This is a genomic window from Shewanella mesophila (assembly GCF_019457515.1).
Taxonomy (GTDB): Bacteria; Pseudomonadota; Gammaproteobacteria; order Enterobacterales; family Shewanellaceae; genus Shewanella; species Shewanella mesophila.
Genome location: NZ_CP080421.1, coordinates 202,497 through 220,366, shown reverse-complemented (window position 1 = coordinate 220,366; position 17,870 = coordinate 202,497). Strand labels below are relative to the sequence as shown.

Here is a 17,870-nt window from a genome sequence, read left to right as displayed (position 1 = left end):
GTAATGATTGTCACAAGACTTTCGTCAAGCGGAAGAGAAGGTTAAACTACAGCCAGCATCTTACCAGAGTGAAGTCCTGTGTTAAAAAGCCTGAATACAACTAAATTTATCTCAATCGCGATTTTATCAACTGTTTTATTCGGTTGTGCCACCCAAATGGCGCCCGTAAAAGAGAGACAAAGCCAGGTTTCTTTGGTGACTGCGACCCTAAGTGGCTCACAATATCTAGCCGACGCCGCACAAGCAACATCGAGCGAGCAGCGCGACAGATTGATGCTTCTTGCCGCCCATGCATTTATAAATCAAGGCGATACAGCTAATGCGACTAATGCGTTAGCCTCCATTAAAGGCTCCTTAACTCAAAAACCAGAACTCGTTGCAGAGCACAAATACTTAACGGCTCGGGTTTTAGAATTAACATCAACCTTCGATGATGCCTTGGCTCAACTTAATTATCCCAGCCAATGGCGCTTAGCCGATTGGCAAATGGTCTCGTATTACAAATTAAAAGCGCGCTTATACCAGCTAACAAAGCAACCGATTGAACAAGCAAGGCAGCTCAGTCTACTCAGTAAGCATCTTCCGGCGAGCGAAGCAAACGAAGTGAGCGATCAGATCTGGCGGATATTACAACCACTGCACGAACAAACTTTACTCTCATTTAGCCAAGATACGAGCAACCCCATTTTTCAAGGCTGGTTGCAGCTGGCGTATATCGCGAAGCATTATGCCATAGACCCTCAAATCCTAGTGCAACATTTAGGAAATTGGCAGCATGATAATCCTCGTCACCCTGGCGCGATAAAATTGCCGACCGATCTCGAAAGAGCGATTAATGCTAAGCCCTATAAACCAAAGAACATAGCGGTACTACTGCCACTAACGGGCCCAAGAGCCGCTATCGCCAACACGGTAAAACAGGGGATTATCTCGAGTTATTTCGCTAACCCTGACGATTCAGTATCAGTTAACTTTTACGATTCAGCCATTGGTGCAGACATAGCCTATCAACAAGCCGTTGACGCTGGAGCGGAATTTATTATTGGTCCACTACTGCAGTCTGAAGTGGAAACGCTGCTACAAGCACAGCAAAGCAGTTCTTCGGCGACATCCGACGATAAAAAGCCGATCATCCCGCAGCTGTTCCTTAATAATGTCGACAACATAACGGCAGACCAAGATCAGTTTTTCTTTGCGCTCTCTCCGATAGATGAAGCCATCGATGCCGCACAAAAACTATTTGATGACGGAATAACGGCACCGCTGTTGCTAGCCAGTAACGATAGTATTGGTCAGCGGATGGCCGAATCGTTTAATCAAAAGTGGCAGTCACTCACTCAACAAGCCGCTGAAGTACATTTTTATAACAGTGGTGACGAAATGAAAGTGACTGTGCAGAAGTCTCTGGGCGTTATCGACAGTAAAGAGCGAATTGCGCGCATCAAAGCACTATTAGGCAGCAAAGTTGAAGCCGATTTTAGATCTCGCCGTGATATCGACGCGATTTACATGATAGCCAACAACCAAGATTTACCACTGCTTAAGCCATTTATCGATGTTAATTTCAGTGTATTTGCCGAACCCGTGCCGCTGTACACCACCAGTCGCAGCCGTATAGAAAGTAACTCTCGTGCCTCTGCCCAAGAGCTCAATAATTTAACCATTAGTGATATCCCTTGGTTACTGCAGCCCAATAGCGAAACCGCGGAAGTAGAGCAGCTTTGGCCCACTTGGAGCAATAGTCAAAAACGTCTCTATATCATGGGCTATGATGCACTTGAGCTTGTGAGTAAGCTTGCCCAGATGCGCGCGCTTCCAGGCTATCAATATTCGGGACGTAGCGGACTGCTTTCAGCCTCGCCCAATGGTACTATTAACCGTCAGCTAAGCTGGGGGCGCTATCAACGTGGAAACCTGCGACCAATATGACCCAGCCAAAGCACCTAACCCAAGGACAGCAAGCAGAGGACAATGCTCTTGCCTATTTGGAACAACAAGGGCTTAAGCTTGTCGAGCGTAACGTGCGCTACCCATTTGGTGAAATTGACCTCATAATGATGCAAGGTCAAAAATGGATTTTTATTGAAGTTAAATATCGCCAATCGAAACAATTTGGCGGAGCAATACAGGCAATTAGCCGGGGAAAGATTGATAGGTTGCGCCGAGCGGCGAGCCATTATATGCAACGACACAATATTGATGCTCAATGTCGCTTCGATGTCGTCGCAATAGACGCTAGTGAAATTAATTGGATCACCGATGCATTTTAGTGATCTTTAAGCCTCGCTTATACTACTTGAGGCTGGTTAACAAAGTTTTCATTCTGAAGGATACATCCATGTTAGAACGCATTAAAGACAGCTTTACTCACTCGATCCAAACTAAGATCGACGCTGCCGAAGCCTTACCTGAGGCAATTGAGAAAGCAGCCGAGATGATGGTGCAATGCCTGTTAAGCGGTAACAAGATTCTGGCCTGTGGTAATGGTGGTAGCGCGGGCGATGCACAGCATTTTTCAGCCGAACTGCTAAATCGTTACGAAATCGAACGTCCACCTTTGCCCGCCATCGCCTTAACAACAGATACATCGACGATCACGGCGATTGGCAATGACTATAGCTATGATGAGATTTTTTCTAAGCAGATATTGGCCCTAGGTCAACCAGGTGACATCCTGCTTGCCATCTCCACCAGCGGTAACTCTGGCAACGTCATAAAGGCAATGGAAGCAGCCTTAAGCCGCGATATGACTATAGTGGCACTCACTGGTAAAGATGGCGGTGCTATGGCAGGCCTGATGGGCGTAAATGATGTCGAAGTACGAGTGCCTTCCAATGTGACCGCTCGCATTCAAGAGGTCCACTTGCTAGTTATTCACTGTCTTTGTGACAATATCGATCGCACTCTCTTCCCACAGGACGAGCAAGCATGAGAGCTCTGCTCCCATTAATTGCGATAGTGTTAATGCTGCAAGGCTGCGCCGGTGCCGTAATGGTCGGCGCCGTTGGCGGCGCCATGATGATCAATGACGAACGCAGCTTTTCAATCCAGCTAGACGATACCAATGCTGATTTCCAAATATCGAATGCGCTTGCCGCTCATGAAGATATTAAAAATCAAACCAATATCACAGGTGTCGCCATGAATGGTAATGTGCTGATGATAGGCCAAGCGCCCAATTCCATGTTGCGCGATAAGGCGATAAACACGGTGAAAGGCTTAAACCTTGGCGGAAAAATCCATAACCAGATCCGCATTGGCAACCCGACCTCTTTTACAACTCGCAGCAACGATACTTGGGTTACCACTAAGGTAAAAACCCGCATGCTCAATGATAAAGAGTTAGATGTGACCCGCATAAAAGTGATCACCGAAAACGGTGAGGTGTTTTTACTTGGGGTCGTCACTCGAGATCAGGCTGATTTAGCGGTGGAGATCACCCGTAATACTGCTGGCGTTAGGAAAGTGATTAAAGTCTTTGATCTGCCAAGCACATAATGGTGCTTGGCTTATTTCTGTTATAACTGCTGTATGGCCAGCCGACGTTTTGCTAACGCCAATCTCATTTTAGGTAATAGTAACGACGGTAACACGATTAATCCTGCTCCAAACCAGCTTAAACCATCAAGCCATTCGTCAAACCAAAGCCAACCAAAGAAGACGCAAAATAGCAGTCCACTGTACTCGGCAACGGCGATCTCTCCCGCTTGCGCCTTGCGATAAGCTAATACACAAAAAAGCTGATAGGCCAGTAAGAAACTGTTACTGAGCAAGGCGACACCTAATACATACCAACTAAAACCAGTAAATCCTTGCACTGCGGCAATGATTATTACCAAGGGTAAACTGAGTAAGTTATACAACATCACTGTGGTGCTGGCCGCTTCGCTGTCGGGTAATTTGCGCAGCGCAAGCTGATTGGCGGCAAAAATCATTGCGGCAAGTAACACTGCTAGCCCTGCGATATTAATCTCGCTTGGACGCAAGATGATCACAATACCGATAAATCCCAATATCGTCGCTATCACCTGTATCCGAGTTAGACGCTCTTTTAGAAACAGCACCCCCATAACGATAATCATCAAGGGAGCCGAATAAAACAGCGAGCTTACGGTAGCAAGTGGCAAGGATAACAAGCCAATGATCAGTAACAAACCACCAATAGATCCACTATTGGATCTGAGAAAGTGCAGCTTGAGATGATCGGTTCTTGGACAGCCCGCATAACACCATAATGGCAACATCATTAAAATCGCTGTCGATTGGCGAAGCAACAGAAACATGGTTGCACTACTATCTTCTGGCAACCATTTAATCGACACATCATAGAGCGCACTAAACACGTTACCAAACAGCAACAAGCCTAAGCCAATCAAAATATTGCGCTGCATCATCTACTCTCTCGCAATAACTACATGGCTGCATGATAGAGAGCATAAAACTAAAGCTGAAATGATGATTTCTTATCATAGATGAATTAAATTCATACCTTAACTGTTATATCGAGTTTAAATCTGACTATGAGAAAAATTCCGCCATTACGAGCCCTGCAAGTATTTGAGGCCGCTGCGCGTCAACAGCACTTCTCCCGTGCTGCCGACGAGCTATGCATTACCCAAAGTGCGGTATCCCATCAGATCCGCCTACTTGAAGATCACTTCGCACAGTCACTGTTTCGCCGTGAAGGTCGAGTATTGAAACTGACCGATAAAGGCGAACTCTTGTACCAAGAGGCGGCTCGGATCTTCAATGAGTTGAGTGTGCTAAATCAGCAGATCACAGGCGAAAAACAGCAGGCACTTCGCCTAGCCGTTTACAGCTCGTTCGCAGTGAAATGGTTGATACCTAGATTAAGTGAATTTAGACGCCATCAACCTGATATTCAAATTAGACTCGATATGATCAGCGACGATCCTGTGTTGTCCCATAGTGAAGCCGACATGTTTATTACTGGGCAAAAAAATCAAAAAGGATACTGGCAACAATTACTGCATAAAGAAAGGTTAATCCCAGTTTGTAGTCCAGATTTCATCAATCAGGGGCAGACTCTGGATATAAACTGGTTGGTTGAGCAGCAACTGCTGACCGTCGACGAAGGTCCATTAGGACTCGATTGGCAGCGTTGGTTCGAAGACAACGACATGGCGATCCCTCATCATACTAAACAGCATCTCTTTAGCCATGTGTTGTTAGCAATAGAAGCGGCTATTGTCGGCCAAGGTATCGCTTTAGCATCGGACTTTATGGTGGTCGATGATATTGCTAAGCACCGTTTAATCGCCCTACCCTTTGCTGGTATCGATACAGGGTTCGAGTTTAATTTTTTATGCAAGCAACGACGGCTCAAAGAGCCAGCCATTGCGAGTTTTATTAACTGGTTAACACTACAGAAATAGCGCTAAGCCGCGCAAGCACATAAAAGACGATTCACAAAAGTGACTGCCAAGCTGTCAATACAGCAGAGGACGGTTTGAGTTACGCGCTAGCCCAAGTTCCATAAAAAAAGCCAGCAAGGCTGGCTTCTTTAGCATCAAAGATAATGGCTTAAACTAACAAGCCAATCTTTTCATAAACCTTCTTCAGGGTCACTTCTGCACGTACTTGCGCTTTTTCGGCACCTTCATGCATCACTTGATTGAGGAATGTTTGATCGGCTCTAAACTCTTTGAAGCGTGCTTGTAAAGGCTCAAGCATGCCAACTACGGCTTCGCCAGCAGCAACTTTTAGATGACCGTACATCTTGCCTTCAAAATCTTTTTCGATGCTAGCAATACTTTGACCTGTCACACCAGACATCAAGCTGAGTAGATTTGAAACACCAGGCTTATTTTCAACGTCAAAACGTACCACTGGTGGCTCGTCGCTATCGGTCATCGCTTTCTTCAGCTTTTTCAATACTGCTTTAGGATCTTCAAGCAGACCGATGACATTGTTACGGTTGTCATCTGACTTAGACATCTTCTTGAGCGGATCTTGCAGCGACATCACCTTGGCACCGTGCTCCGGGATAAATGGCTCTGGAATCGTAAATGTGTCGCCATAGGCGTTGTTGAAACGAGTCGCGATATCACGAGTCAGCTCAAGATGTTGCTTCTGATCTTGCCCCACGGGGATCTCATTAGCCTGATAAAGCAAAATATCGGCAGCCATCAATACAGGGTAGCCGAATAGGCCAACATTGATATTATTGGCATGCTTTTGCGACTTATCCTTAAACTGGGTCATACGGTTTAACTCACCCATTTGGGTGTAACAGTTAAGCGCCCACCCAAGCTGAGTATGCTGCGGTACCTGAGACTGAATAAATACTGTGCTCTTTTTCGGATCGACACCACACGCCAAATACAGCGCGAGCGTGTCTAGACAAGCGTCACGCAATTTTGCAGGATCTTGGCGAACAGTGATCGCATGCAGATCAACAACGCAGTACAGGCAATCATGACTATCTTGCATAGCAACCCACTGACGTAACGCGCCCATATAGTTACCAATGGTTAATTCACCTGACGGCTGGGCACCGCTAAGAACGATAGGTTTAGTCATACGTTTTATTGCTCCAATACATTTTGACGATCTGTTATTTGCGCCAATACTTCGCTAAAGGTGTCACAGACGGCCGTTGGACCGCTGAGCCCAATATCTTCACCGTAGTTGTACCCGTAGGTCAAGCCGATTGAGGCAATACCCGCCGCTTTAGCGGCAAATATATCGTTTTTAGAGTCACCCACCATCAAAAGTTGCGACGGCAAAAGCTGCCACTCGGCTAACAGATGAGTTAACGGCAGCGGATCGGGCTTCATTTTTTCGAGTGAGTCACCGCCAAGAACTAGGCTAAATAGGTGATCAATACCGAATGCCTCAAGCAAGGGCACGGTAAAACGATAAGGCTTATTGGTAACAATCGCCAGTTGATGCCCCGCTTGAACTAACTGTTCAAGCGCAGCTTTGACACCATCATATAGCTTACTGTGACACTGAAGATGCTGCTCGTAGTGGCGCATAAACAGTGGCATAGCCATTTGTAGCTCGGCATTCTCAATTTCTGTTGCTTTGGCAAAAGTCAGTGCACGCTCCATTAACTTTTCGGCGCCATTGCCCACCCATGACCGCACTTGTTCTTCTTGGCAAATGGGAAGTCCCAACTCTTCGAGCGTGGCGTTAGTTGCGGCATGCAGATCTGGTACACTGTCAATTAAGGTGCCGTCCAGATCAAAAGCGATTGCCTTTAACTGTTTCGCATTAATCATGAGTTTGCATCTACCTTAGCTAGCTCTTGACGCATCTCGTCAATAACGGCTTTGTAATCGGGTTTATTGAAAATAGCTGAACCCGCGACAAACATATCGGCACCTGCGGCGGCTATTGCGGCAATATTATCAACCTTTACACCACCATCAACTTCTAAGCGGATATCGAAGCCACTTGCGTCGATACGCTCACGCACTTGGCGAAGCTTATCTAACGTAGAAGGGATAAATGACTGACCACCAAATCCAGGGTTAACCGACATCAACAAGATCACATCGAGCTTATCCATCACATAATCTAAGTAATGCAATGGAGTACCTGGATTAAATACTAAACCCGCCTTACAACCAGCCTCTTTTATCAACTGCAAGGTTCTATCGACATGCTCAGACGCTTCTGGATGAAAAGTTATAATCGAGGCTCCAGCATCGGCGAAATCGGGAATAATACGATCGACAGGCTTAACCATGAGATGCACATCAATATCGGCAGTTATACCGTAATCTCGCAGAGCCTTACACACCATAGGGCCAATGGTTAAGTTTGGAACATAATGATTGTCCATAACATCAAAATGAACAACATCCGCGCCGGCACTGAGAACGGCATCGACATCTTCCCCTAAACGGGCAAAATCAGCGGATAAAATTGAAGGAGCAATTAAAAATGGGCGCATGGCAAACTCGCTAGTATGGATAAGAAATACGCTATTCTACCTTATAGGCTTGTTGCCACTCTAGGACTTATCGAATATTAACCCGCGCGCAATCTCAGAAATGAGCAAATTTCACAGACTATAAAATTGAGCAGCGAAAAATATGTTCAAAATATAGACGTCTTTGTTATAATGTTTGCAATTGTGGGGTTTGCGTATTCAACAGGACGTAGATATGAAAAACAGAGTAAAGCTTTCAGCTAGCATGAAATCAGCGATGATGCTGGCGATTGCGGCTACCGCAGTCGGGATGACGGCGCTTAGCGTAAAAAGTCTGTCAGATAATACCGCATCTGTAGCCTGCGTATGCGATGGCAATACAAATTACAATCCTACATTACCCGCCAACCACCCAAACAACCGCTGCGCTCAGCAAGCTGACAATATTAGCTGGGGTAACTGGCTTACGGGTAAAAGCCGCTCTAATCAGTTCCATTTTCTCGATTTATTAGAGCTACTTCACGGTCATCACGAGAGACCGCTCGATGATGTCAATCCAACGAGTTAGCAAAATAGCTACTAAACGCCAATCCCTAATTCAGTTGCTATTGACTACAATAGCGGCATTTTTTGGCGTGCAAACTGAGCGCAACCGCCAAAGAGATTTTCAATCACAATCCCCTCTCCCTTTCATTATCATGGGAATTGTTATGGCGATTATATTGGTTATTTCATTAATATTTATTGTAAAACTGGTTTTAGCTTAATCATTCTCGCTGTGATACCTATCATCATACAGCGCCATTAATTCATTAACCTTCTTACGGCCATTACCATTTTGGCTGATGTTGCGTTGCACTTGGATAGTATCAAAACGAGCCCCGTGATAAAGCTCTCGAGTAAGGGCGATATCATGGTTACTGATCAGGACGGGAATACCACGATCGATTGCGGTATGACGAGCCTTTCGAGCGAGCAATGCCTGATCATCTAAACTAAAACCTGAACCGACATAGGTGGTAAAACTTGAAGTTGTCGATAGAGGTGCATATGGCGGATCACAGTAGACCACATCGCCCGGCTGGGTTAAATCAAAAGCTTGCTCGTAACCAATGCAACGAAACTCCGCATTTTGAGCTTTATCGGCAAAGCCCATGATCTCATCATGTGGGAAATAGGGCTTCTTGTATGAACCAAAAGGCACATTAAACCCCCCTTTCTTATTGTATCGACATAAGCCGTTAAAGCCGTGGCGATTCATATACAGAAAGTACACCGAACGTAAAAAAGGATCTGATGTCTGATTGAACTCTCGACGAACCTGGTAATAAGCCTCTTTGTCATTCTTAACATCAACAAACATGGCTTTAGCCGCAGAAATATATTTTTCTGGAGTCTCTTGAACTATCTGATACAGATTGATCAGATCTTGGTTGATATCACACAATAAATAACGATTGTAACGAGTATTGAGAAATACCGAGCCAGCACCGACAAAAGGTTCGACTAATCTATCGCCTTGTGGAAGGTGTTGCGTAAGCGCATCAACCAGTTTAAATTTTCCGCCAGCCCATTTAAGAAAGGCTCTCTGTTTTTTAATCATCTAAATCGATTGAATGCGCAGTGAAAACAAGTAGCCGATTGTACTCTGTTTATTATTGAATTTCACGACTAGGGAGCCCTTGTTGTAGCTGATATTGAGATAAATCTGCCCACATTCGTAACCAAGGTGACTGAAGTCCCATCTCTTGTTGCAATCGCTTTGCTGCATTTCTAGCCTGTTCTAGCGATTCATATTGCCCATATAAGATAACCCAGCGTTGCTTATATCTCGCGACCTTCATCTCTTTGGTTGAATCTAATCTGTTTATAATCTCATCTAACGACTCAGGCTTATTAACACTAGCAAGCTGTAGCGTATAACCTGAACTCGGATGATCCAGAACAACAGATGTTGATGACTTATCTTCGACTAGCGCAATTTGACTCGCAACTTCTGTGGGTAATTCTCTAGGTGAAACAGCAAAAACTTCAACCCTCTCTGTCTCACTTGTCTCAAGCTCATCTTCAACAATTGAAGCGCTTTGATTAGAGGTATCATCAAAGTTAGCCTGTTGACTATCAGAATTACTGACAACATCATCTAACTCTAGAGCAGCATCAACATCCTTGTCACTTTCATTTTTTCTATCAGTTAGTTCAACAGCTAATGGCTCGGTATTTATCCATTGTTGGCGCTGAGAAAAATAGGGAAACAGCAAAGCTTCACCATAGGCATAGTTCTCCTGACTAGCACGTACCGATGAAACAGTCCGCTCTCGACTAAAACCGGATGAATCTTCACCGGAAGCAACAAAGAAATACCCAATAGCTACAGTGAAAATGACAACTGCCGCAATAATACAAGGCAACACCCAAGGATTCGATTTAACCTTTTCAGGTTCACCATGCAGCGCCAAGTACAGTAGGGTAACAACTTCGCTAGGCAAGCCCTGCTGTTGTTGCAACTGATCTCGAACGATTTCTCTGGGTGTAAAAGGTGTTTGTTCACTTCGATGCAATAGCGAGTAATACAATGCCTCTCTCTCGACATCGGGCAATGGCTCAATCGCCATCGGCAATATCAGCTGATGCTGACTTTCAGGTAATTGAGTTAACAGCTCAGATAAGAAATAACTTGGAGCCGTTAAGGTCAAAGAGATGCTTTTCCCCTTCAACAGCATTTGACTCAAGACAATACATTCAGCCCACACCTCTAAAGGCAAATAATGGGCATCATCAATGACGATATGAGAACTTGTAGGCAGGGAATCTGATAATTCAAGAAGCGTTTCAGGAAGAGTTAATTCATCATCAAACAGAGGCTCTGATAATAATTGGACTAATATTTTACGTCGAATCTCAGCACTTTCAGCATGTTGAGGGCAAGTGACCAATGCAGAACTAACAGCATCTAATTCGTCGACAAGGGCGGTAACAATTGTGGTTTTCCCAGCTCCATCATCACCTGTCAGCACTGTTAGCTGTTGGCCATATAGCACGACATGCTGCAGACGATGCAACAAGGATTCTTGGCTAGGTAATAATATTGATGTTTGAAAAGTCACGGAGTCACCACACAACAACTAAGCGCGGCCGATAACCTCTTCCAAAAGTGATTCAGGAACTTCGCTATAGATACCTGCTTGACCTAAGCCCTCAGGTAATACCAAACGAAGTTTGCCTTGTAGCACTTTCTTATCTCGCCGCATATGTTTGATAAACTGTTCAAAGTTCATCGATTCTGGAGCCTCGACAGGCAAATCAAACGCTTCAAATATCTTTATGATACGACAAACAATTGACTCATCAATCAAGGCCATCTTATATGCAGTTTGTGCAGCAAGGACTGTGCCAGCAGCAACAGCTTCACCGTGAAGCCAAACGCCATAACCCATTTCAGCCTCGATAGCATGACCAAATGTATGCCCCAGATTAAGCAATGCCCTAACACTTTGCTCTGTTTCATCCTGAGCCACCACATCGGCTTTTATCTGACAGCAACGAGCAATCGCGTATTTTAAAGCAGATTCATCTAATGACTTCAGCGCGTCGACATTATTTTCCAACCAACAAAAAAACGCTTGGTCCCATATAATGCCGTACTTAATCACCTCTGCCATACCGGCAGCAAACTCCCTTACTGGCAGAGTCGACAAACAGGCGGTATCGATCACAACAAGCTGTGGCTGATAAAACGCCCCAATCATGTTTTTGCCCATAGGGTGATTCACAGCAGTTTTACCGCCGACAGATGAGTCAACTTGGGACAACAGTGTCGTTGGAACTTGAATGAAATCGATGCCACGCTGATAGCATGCTGCGGCAAATCCTGTCATATCGCCAATGACACCGCCGCCTAACGCAATCAATACAGTATCTCGCCCCATGTTCTGCGACAGCAGTGAGGTAAAGATATCATCCATTTGTGTAAGTGTTTTGTACTGTTCACCGTCAGGCAAAATGACAGGCGTAGCACATAGGAGAGGATTCAATAGCGCCTGTACCTGTTCTAAGTACAAGGGCGCTACTGTATCATTAGTAACGATAAGAACTTTTTTGTTCTGAAGGCAACCTGCAAATAATTCGGGTTGTTTCAGTAGATTCGGGCCAATATAAATAGGGTAACTACGTACACCAAGCTCAACCTGAATCCGTTCCATACTACCGCCTAATAATTAAAAACCTAACTGTTCAATAATTTGATTAGCAACCACTTTTGCACTTTGTTCATCGGTTTTAACGATCACATCTGCAATCTCTTCGTATAGAGGGTTACGTATTTCAGCAAGGCTTTCTAATACCTCACGAGGGTCATCAACTTGCAGCAGTGGACGACGCTTATCACGCTGCGTACGTGCAACCTGCTTATCGATGGTCGTTTCTAAATAAACCACGATACCTCGAGCAGAAAGATTATTACGAATATCTTTGCTCTGAATTGATCCGCCGCCGGTAGCTAAAACAATACCTTGTTTTTCAGTTAAATCAGCGACAACTTGTGTTTCGCGACGACGAAAACCCTCTTCGCCCTCAACGTCAAATACCCACGCAATATCCGCACCTGTACGGTGTTCAATTTCTTGATCGGAATCGTGGAATTCTAAATGGAGCATCTGCGCCAGATGACGACCTATAGTGCTTTTACCAGCCCCCATAGGACCTACTAGGAAAATATTACGTTTTTCAGCCATTGCTTTACGTCTGAATCTTATATTAAGTTTGCCTACGCCAACCAGAAAATCAGGTCGACCTTAAATGTTACCTTGCTCTAATGAGACTTGACCACGGATTATCTCAGTTAACTCACCTTAAACGCAAGAGCAGCATGTAAATTCTGTGAAATTATACTAAGCCACAAAAAAACCAGCGCCGATGCGCTGGCTTCTTCTATATAAAAAATAGAGTCTTAGATATCTTCAGAGATAATTTTAGGTGTCACGAAAATCAACAACTCCTGACGAACATTTTGATCTGTCGTGTTTCTAAACAGATAGCCGAGGAAAGGAATATCGCCCAGAACAGGAACTTTGCTCACTCGATTTATCAAATTCTGAGAATAAATCCCACCCAACACAATCGTTTCGCCATGATCCACCAGCACCTGAGTACCAATACGCTGAGTATCAATAGACACCGCTTGACCTAAAGGCGTTGAAACAACCTTACCTTGTGAGTCTTGAGTGATTTCAAGATCGAGTATCACTCGATTATCTGGGGTGATCTGTGGCGTCACACGAAGTGATAATACCGCCTTCTTAAACTGTACCGTTGCTGCACCACTAGATGCCGATTCAACGTAAGGGATCTCAACACCTTGCTCTATATAAGCCGCCTTTTGGTTCGATGTAGTGATACGTGGACTGGCGATAATCTCCCCTTTGTCTTCTTGTTCGAGTGCACTCAACTCAAGATCTAGCAGGGTACCATCGGCTAATTTAGCAACGTGGAATGCCAAACTCGCTGGATTTGAAACAGCGGCAGGCAGATTCACATTGAGTCGATCCCCAATATCAGGAACTCGACCGTTAGCAATATCATTGGCTCCTTCTAAACTACCCGAGGTTCCTTTGCTGCCTTGTTGATCTGTAATCCCCCACTTAATACCTAGGTTCTCGGAAACATCATCCTTAACCGTAACCATACGAGCTTCGATCAATACTTGCTTGATGGGGATATCGAGCACTTCAATCAAACGATGGATATTTTCAAGGCTCTCTTCTGTATCTTTAACCAGTAACGTATTGGTCCTGTCATCTACTGCAACTGTGCCTCGCGCAGAAAGTAAACTTGAGTCATCGCCCTTAAGCAGAGTAGATATATCTGTCGCTTTGGCATAGTTAATCTGCAAATACTCTGAATATAATGGCGCTAACTCTTTAACCTCTTTCTGGTTTTCCAACTCCTGCTTTTCACGTATAGCTAACTCTTCAGCGGGAGCAACCATCAAGATGTTGCCTTCAATACGCTTATCTAGCCCCTTAGTCTGCAAAATAAGATCTAAGGCTTGGTCCCAAGGTACATCGTCGAGTCTAAGGGTGATATCACCTTCGACTGTATCACTGGTGACTAAGTTGAAGTTGTTATAATCGGCAATGATCTGCAACACAGTTCGAACAGAAATACTCTGGAAGTTAAGCGATAGCGAGCGCCCATCATATTTCTTCTCTTCCTTCACAACGGTAGCTCTTTCAGCTTGTTTAATGCTTAAGCGAAATAGATCACCCTCTTGCTTGTAATCGTATTCATACTGCCCTGCGACATCGACTAAAACTCGAGTTGTAAGCTCATCTTTAAAGGTCTCAAAGCTCTTAACTGGTGTGGCAAAATCCTGAACATCCATCACATACAGTAGGTCTGAACCAATATCTGTGTTGTATAATTTCAGTTCTAATTTCGCACCAACCTGTTCTACATTGGCGGCGACAGAGGCATTATTTAACTTAACCAACAACTCTCCGCCGCCATTTGCCGAACGACGGAAATCTATCGTTTTAACGCCATTAACAAAGGGATTCGAAGCACTTTCATTTCTGTTAGCAACTTCATCGTTAATCGTCAGACGGTAAGTATTACCAAGGACTTTACCTTGATAGGCTTTAACTTTAGCCAAATCCACCAGCACTTTTAATTGTTCGTTATTTTGTGTGGTCGTTATTGATTTAACTCCGACATTATTGATAGGCAGCGTATCTTTTTCTAAACCCGATAAACTGTCGTCGAAATCCAAAATTATTTGGGCAGGTGAAGCATTTAGGTTGATTTGAGGCTTAGTAACATTACCCTCAAACACCAATTGTAATTCAAGCTGATGATCGACAACTGAGTGATATTTAACATCCACTAAGCGGTTCGCAGCAGAAGAATACGGTGCCACACCTAATATTAAAGCCAATCCCAAAGCAGCCTTAAAAAAAGGTGACATATTTAATAATGCGTTTTTCGCGGCAGAAGATTCCATTATTCCCTCATCCTTCGCTTGTTATTCACCAGTTAGTTCCATGTTGCTCACTCTTTCAGCCCAGCAACCTGTTCCATCTGGAATTAATTCAATTATTTCGACCGTTTGCGGTGTTACTTTAGCAATTCGACCATGATAAAGACCTAAATATTCACCGATACCTAAACGATAAACACTTCCATCATTTGTTTCGATTAACGCCCAAATACTTTGGCTCTCACTTAAAGTGCCTCGCATCTTGAGATTATCTAACGCATACGTTTCTAAACGTCCCTTACGGCGTTTTAAGTCTGGTTGCAGACAGTCTTTCGTTGTATCAACAACTTCTTCGGTTAACTCCCGCGAAGGCGGCACAAAAGGACTACGCATTAAATTTGCTTGATAAGCAAAATGTTCAAATTTAGGCGTTTCTTTTAACGGTGGAACATGAGCAACATGTTGAGCTTTTGTCGTTGTAACGAATTGCTCTAAATCACTCCGATCACCCATACAACCAGTTACCAGAATACTTAGGACTAACAAAGATAACTTCTTCATTTCTTAGTCCCCTTTGCATTCTTTTCTGCAGGCAACTGCGCACCCTCTTTAAAACGATAAGTCTTGGCTAGAATTTCCATCGCCAAGGTTCCTTGATCGCTCCTTTTAATAACAAAATCATGCAAGCTAACGATTCGAGGCAATTTCGCGACATCACTCACCAACTGTCCCATGTCATGGTATTCGCCAGTTACGGCCATACTAATGGGAAATTCAATATAGAAGTCTCGCTGAATTTCCTCTTTCCATTCTAAGCTCTGAATGCCTAAACCAGAATCCGTCGCGACAAAGGTGAGGTCGTCTAATAATCCCGGCATCTCATTTTGCGATGGCAGCATCTTAAGCAGCTCGGCAAACTGCACCTCCATCACCGCAAGTTGCTCTCGGTACAATTTAAGATTAGCTGCTAATTGATATTTCGCTTTAAAATCATCTCGCAAGGTAATTTCTTTATCTTGTTCGAGCTTTAAGGTATCGATTGCATCGGAAACAAACAAGAAATAACTGGCAATAAAAATTAGAATTGCTAGAAAAAGCGCAAATACGGCTTTAACTTGAGCGGGCCAACCACCGATATTCTCAAAGTCGATATCATTAAATTGACTTAGATCGAGTTTCATTTGCTCGCTCCTTCAACAGTTTTATTACTGTCAACACTCTCGTCGCCAATGGAAACCCTTAAACTAAATCGCTGCAGTTGGCGCATGTCATCATTTTGAGAAACAATCGAACGCATATTTGGATCATGTAGCCATAATGAAGACTTAACCTTACGCATCATATTTGCGACATTATTATTTGACTCACTACGCCCTTCAATCCAGAGTAAACTGCCCTTCTTCTCAATACTGGAAAGGTATATTCCAGGAGGAACGATTCGCACAAGCTCATCTAAAACGTGTGTAGGTAAATTTCTAGCCTGCTGCAAATTAAGAATGATCTCTGTTCGCCGCTCAATATCTTTCTTACGCTCACGAATTTTTTTAATTTCTGCAATCTGCTTTTCTAGTAGTTGAATCTCAGACTGAAGATACGCATTTCTACCGCGTTGATCTTCGGTCATCATATCAATAACAGTCAGCGCTAAATAAACAATTAATGATGCGCCAATAAAAACAGCGGCTAATATCCCAAGATAATCACGTTTCTGTTTTTCTCGCGCCTCTTCCCGCCAAGGTAATAGGTTTATGTTCGCCATTGAGAGTAACTCCTCAGCGCTAATCCACACGCAACCATGTATTTATTAATATTGGGTTGCAAACGAGTCTTTACCTCTTCATCAGCATGTAAACATCCTAAAAATGGATCGGCAATGATGGTGTGGACACCCAGTTCATTCGTCAGTAGATTTGCCATTCCTTCGAGTTTAGAGGTCCCACCGCATAACACGATATGATCCACTTTATCTCTACCACTCGAAGTACAGTAAATCTGCAAGGTTCTTTTTATCTGTTGTAATAACTGTGTCTGGAAGGGCGACAACACTTCAAACATATAATTACGAGGCAAATCTCCTTCGAGCTTGGCCTTTTCAGCCTGCTCATGAGACATGCCGTAAAATGACAAAATAGATTGAGTAAACTGCTCACCACCAAAAGCTTGCTCTCGGATGAAAGTAGTATCTCCCTTTTCAACCACAGCAAATGTGGTCATATTGGCACCGATATCAACTAAGGCGACAATTTTATTTTCTGCACCGTCAGGCAATTGCGATGAGATGAGTTCGAATGAACGACCTAAGGCATAACCTTCAACATCGACCACTTTTGTCTCTAAGTTGATCTCATCGAGACTATCGACTCGAGCATCTATATTTTCAGTTCGACATGCACTGAGCAGAACATCGACTTTAGAAACATCGGTACTATTAACATTGAGGGTTTCAAAATCGATGCTGACTTCATCGAGAGAGTATGGGATAAGGTTGTCCGCCTCGATCTCGATCTGAGTCTCCATCTCCTCTTCGCTCAGCGCAGCGTCCATGTATATAACTTTGGTCATCACAGCAGAACCTGAAACCGCAGCGGCTGCATATTTAACCGTTTTAGGTAATGCTCGTTTAATCAACTTCAACGACTCTAAAACAGCATCAGCATCTCGTATTTCATGATCATTTACAGCACCCTTCTTCACTGGCGCCGATGCATGACTCAATATTTTATAACCATCAGCAGTCTTACTCAGCAGTATTGCTTTTATTTCATGGGAACCAATATCGATCCCCACCATCTGCGGAGCCTGACGCTTCCATAAATTTGAAAGCATAGTCAATTGTCACTTTTGTTATAGTTTCAGGAATTAGATTAGCACAAAATCAACTCGTTATAGATATTTGTACAAAATGTTTATAACTTTTACAATTGCCATTTTTTTGACAACCATTTTTACTTCACCAATAGCCACTCGCCTTATATACTGTTGTGCCTGCTA

The 17,870-nt window shown here is 43.9% G+C and carries 20 protein-coding genes; 7 read left to right on the top strand and 13 right to left on the bottom strand.

The genetic code is table 11. The annotated features are described in order from the left end of the window. Nucleotides 1–78: 78 nt before the first annotated feature. From K0I73_RS01100 to K0I73_RS01085, 4 genes are all read left to right on the top strand, one after another. On the top strand, nt 79–1,929 hold the full coding sequence (locus tag K0I73_RS01100) for a penicillin-binding protein activator (RefSeq protein ID WP_220062733.1): 1,851 nt from the start codon (nt 79–81) through the stop codon (nt 1,927–1,929). Further along, a complete protein-coding gene (locus K0I73_RS01095; protein WP_220062732.1) occupies nt 1,926–2,270 on the top strand; it encodes a YraN family protein in 345 nt (114 codons plus the stop codon). Before K0I73_RS01100 ends, K0I73_RS01095 begins: the two co-directional genes overlap by 4 nt. A 68-nt stretch (nt 2,271–2,338) precedes the next feature. Further along, entirely contained in the window at nt 2,339–2,932 is a 594-nt protein-coding gene (locus K0I73_RS01090) for a phosphoheptose isomerase (protein WP_220062731.1), read from the top strand. Next, nucleotides 2,929–3,498, top strand: a complete 570-nt coding sequence (locus K0I73_RS01085; protein WP_220062730.1) for a BON domain-containing protein — start codon at nt 2,929–2,931, stop codon at nt 3,496–3,498. The genes K0I73_RS01090 and K0I73_RS01085 overlap by 4 nt, the downstream gene beginning before the upstream one ends. Nucleotides 3,499–3,518: 20 nt before the next feature. Here the strand turns inward: K0I73_RS01085 and K0I73_RS01080 are convergent, their stop codons facing one another. Further along, a complete protein-coding gene (locus K0I73_RS01080; protein WP_220064205.1) occupies nt 3,519–4,391 on the bottom strand; it encodes a DMT family transporter in 873 nt (290 codons plus the stop codon). 129 nt (nt 4,392–4,520) lie between these two features. Here K0I73_RS01080 and K0I73_RS01075 point away from each other — a divergent pair, with 129 nt between their 5' ends. Then, on the top strand, nt 4,521–5,396 hold the full coding sequence (locus K0I73_RS01075; RefSeq protein ID WP_220062729.1) for a LysR substrate-binding domain-containing protein: 876 nt from the start codon (nt 4,521–4,523) through the stop codon (nt 5,394–5,396). A 148-nt stretch (nt 5,397–5,544) separates the two neighbouring features. Here K0I73_RS01075 and trpS read toward each other — a convergent pair whose 3' ends face one another. The 3 genes from trpS to rpe are packed head-to-tail and all read right to left on the bottom strand — an operon-like array spanning nt 5,545 to nt 7,924. Next, nucleotides 5,545–6,543: a tryptophan--tRNA ligase gene (gene trpS, locus K0I73_RS01070; RefSeq protein ID WP_220062728.1), complete on the bottom strand. Its 999-nt coding sequence runs from the start codon at nt 6,541–6,543 to the stop codon at nt 5,545–5,547. Between the two features lie 5 nt (nt 6,544–6,548). Next, a complete protein-coding gene (locus K0I73_RS01065; protein WP_220062727.1) occupies nt 6,549–7,247 on the bottom strand; it encodes a phosphoglycolate phosphatase in 699 nt (232 codons plus the stop codon). Further along, nucleotides 7,244–7,924 (bottom strand): ribulose-phosphate 3-epimerase, encoded by a 681-nt coding sequence (rpe, locus tag K0I73_RS01060; protein ID WP_220062726.1) that lies wholly within the window; start codon nt 7,922–7,924, stop codon nt 7,244–7,246. The genes K0I73_RS01065 and rpe overlap by 4 nt, the downstream gene beginning before the upstream one ends. Nucleotides 7,925–8,138: 214 nt before the next feature. On the opposite strand from rpe, the gene K0I73_RS01055 reads away from it, so the two are divergent. Next, nucleotides 8,139–8,471, top strand: a complete 333-nt coding sequence (locus K0I73_RS01055; RefSeq protein ID WP_220062725.1) for a hypothetical protein — start codon at nt 8,139–8,141, stop codon at nt 8,469–8,471. Next, nucleotides 8,452–8,670 carry a DUF2970 domain-containing protein gene (locus K0I73_RS01050; RefSeq protein WP_220064204.1) on the top strand — a complete coding sequence of 73 codons (219 nt, stop codon included), beginning with the start codon at nt 8,452–8,454 and terminating at the stop codon, nt 8,668–8,670. The genes K0I73_RS01055 and K0I73_RS01050 overlap by 20 nt, the downstream gene beginning before the upstream one ends. Here the strand turns inward: K0I73_RS01050 and K0I73_RS01045 are convergent. The 9 genes from K0I73_RS01045 to K0I73_RS01005 form a co-directional block, all read right to left on the bottom strand. Continuing rightward, complete coding sequence (locus tag K0I73_RS01045; RefSeq protein ID WP_220062724.1) at nt 8,667–9,506, bottom strand: Dam family site-specific DNA-(adenine-N6)-methyltransferase; 840 nt, start codon at nt 9,504–9,506, stop codon at nt 8,667–8,669. The genes K0I73_RS01050 and K0I73_RS01045 overlap by 4 nt on opposite strands. Nucleotides 9,507–9,558: 52 nt before the next feature. Then, on the bottom strand, nt 9,559–11,010 hold the full coding sequence (locus K0I73_RS01040; protein ID WP_220062723.1) for an AAA family ATPase: 1,452 nt from the start codon (nt 11,008–11,010) through the stop codon (nt 9,559–9,561). Nucleotides 11,011–11,028: 18 nt separating this feature from the next. After that, nucleotides 11,029–12,105: a 3-dehydroquinate synthase gene (gene aroB, locus K0I73_RS01035; RefSeq protein ID WP_220062722.1), complete on the bottom strand. Its 1,077-nt coding sequence runs from the start codon at nt 12,103–12,105 to the stop codon at nt 11,029–11,031. A 15-nt stretch (nt 12,106–12,120) separates the two neighbouring features. After that, nucleotides 12,121–12,636 carry a shikimate kinase AroK gene (aroK, locus tag K0I73_RS01030; RefSeq protein WP_220062721.1) on the bottom strand — a complete coding sequence of 172 codons (516 nt, stop codon included), beginning with the start codon at nt 12,634–12,636 and terminating at the stop codon, nt 12,121–12,123. A gap of 215 nt (nt 12,637–12,851) precedes the next feature. Further along, entirely contained in the window at nt 12,852–14,903 is a 2,052-nt protein-coding gene (locus K0I73_RS01025; protein WP_220062720.1) for a type IV pilus secretin PilQ, read from the bottom strand. 21 nt (nt 14,904–14,924) lie between these two features. Continuing rightward, a complete protein-coding gene (locus K0I73_RS01020) occupies nt 14,925–15,440 on the bottom strand; it encodes a pilus assembly protein PilP (protein ID WP_220062719.1) in 516 nt (171 codons plus the stop codon). Continuing rightward, a complete protein-coding gene (locus K0I73_RS01015) occupies nt 15,437–16,060 on the bottom strand; it encodes a type IV pilus inner membrane component PilO (protein ID WP_220062718.1) in 624 nt (207 codons plus the stop codon). Before K0I73_RS01015 ends, K0I73_RS01020 begins: the two co-directional genes overlap by 4 nt. Further along, on the bottom strand, nt 16,057–16,638 hold the full coding sequence (locus tag K0I73_RS01010) for a PilN domain-containing protein (protein WP_220062717.1): 582 nt from the start codon (nt 16,636–16,638) through the stop codon (nt 16,057–16,059). Before K0I73_RS01010 ends, K0I73_RS01015 begins: the two co-directional genes overlap by 4 nt. Next, nucleotides 16,626–17,705, bottom strand: coding sequence for a pilus assembly protein PilM (locus K0I73_RS01005; RefSeq protein WP_220062716.1), 1,080 nt, complete (start codon nt 17,703–17,705; stop codon nt 16,626–16,628). Before K0I73_RS01005 ends, K0I73_RS01010 begins: the two co-directional genes overlap by 13 nt. Between the last annotated feature and the right edge of the window lie 165 nt (nt 17,706–17,870).

What these genes read in the sequence shown, in the direction of transcription:
- K0I73_RS01095 (WP_220062732.1), top strand. Translation starts at nt 1,926, where the DNA reads ATGACCCAGCCAAAGCACCTAACCCAAGGACAGCAAGCAGAGGACAAT.
- K0I73_RS01090 (WP_220062731.1), top strand. Translation starts at nt 2,339, where the DNA reads ATGTTAGAACGCATTAAAGACAGCTTTACTCACTCGATCCAAACTAAG.
- K0I73_RS01085 (WP_220062730.1), top strand. Translation starts at nt 2,929, where the DNA reads ATGAGAGCTCTGCTCCCATTAATTGCGATAGTGTTAATGCTGCAAGGC.
- K0I73_RS01080 (WP_220064205.1), bottom strand. Translation starts at nt 4,391, where the DNA reads ATGCAGCGCAATATTTTGATTGGCTTAGGCTTGTTGCTGTTTGGTAAC.
- K0I73_RS01075 (WP_220062729.1), top strand. Translation starts at nt 4,521, where the DNA reads ATGAGAAAAATTCCGCCATTACGAGCCCTGCAAGTATTTGAGGCCGCT.
- trpS (WP_220062728.1), bottom strand. Translation starts at nt 6,543, where the DNA reads ATGACTAAACCTATCGTTCTTAGCGGTGCCCAGCCGTCAGGTGAATTA.
- K0I73_RS01065 (WP_220062727.1), bottom strand. Translation starts at nt 7,247, where the DNA reads ATGATTAATGCGAAACAGTTAAAGGCAATCGCTTTTGATCTGGACGGC.
- rpe (WP_220062726.1), bottom strand. Translation starts at nt 7,924, where the DNA reads ATGCGCCCATTTTTAATTGCTCCTTCAATTTTATCCGCTGATTTTGCC.
- K0I73_RS01055 (WP_220062725.1), top strand. Translation starts at nt 8,139, where the DNA reads ATGAAAAACAGAGTAAAGCTTTCAGCTAGCATGAAATCAGCGATGATG.
- K0I73_RS01050 (WP_220064204.1), top strand. Translation starts at nt 8,452, where the DNA reads ATGTCAATCCAACGAGTTAGCAAAATAGCTACTAAACGCCAATCCCTA.
- K0I73_RS01045 (WP_220062724.1), bottom strand. Translation starts at nt 9,506, where the DNA reads ATGATTAAAAAACAGAGAGCCTTTCTTAAATGGGCTGGCGGAAAATTT.
- aroB (WP_220062722.1), bottom strand. Translation starts at nt 12,105, where the DNA reads ATGGAACGGATTCAGGTTGAGCTTGGTGTACGTAGTTACCCTATTTAT.
- aroK (WP_220062721.1), bottom strand. Translation starts at nt 12,636, where the DNA reads ATGGCTGAAAAACGTAATATTTTCCTAGTAGGTCCTATGGGGGCTGGT.
- K0I73_RS01025 (WP_220062720.1), bottom strand. Translation starts at nt 14,903, where the DNA reads ATGGAATCTTCTGCCGCGAAAAACGCATTATTAAATATGTCACCTTTT.
- K0I73_RS01020 (WP_220062719.1), bottom strand. Translation starts at nt 15,440, where the DNA reads ATGAAGAAGTTATCTTTGTTAGTCCTAAGTATTCTGGTAACTGGTTGT.
- K0I73_RS01015 (WP_220062718.1), bottom strand. Translation starts at nt 16,060, where the DNA reads ATGAAACTCGATCTAAGTCAATTTAATGATATCGACTTTGAGAATATC.
- K0I73_RS01010 (WP_220062717.1), bottom strand. Translation starts at nt 16,638, where the DNA reads ATGGCGAACATAAACCTATTACCTTGGCGGGAAGAGGCGCGAGAAAAA.
- K0I73_RS01005 (WP_220062716.1), bottom strand. Translation starts at nt 17,705, where the DNA reads ATGCTTTCAAATTTATGGAAGCGTCAGGCTCCGCAGATGGTGGGGATC.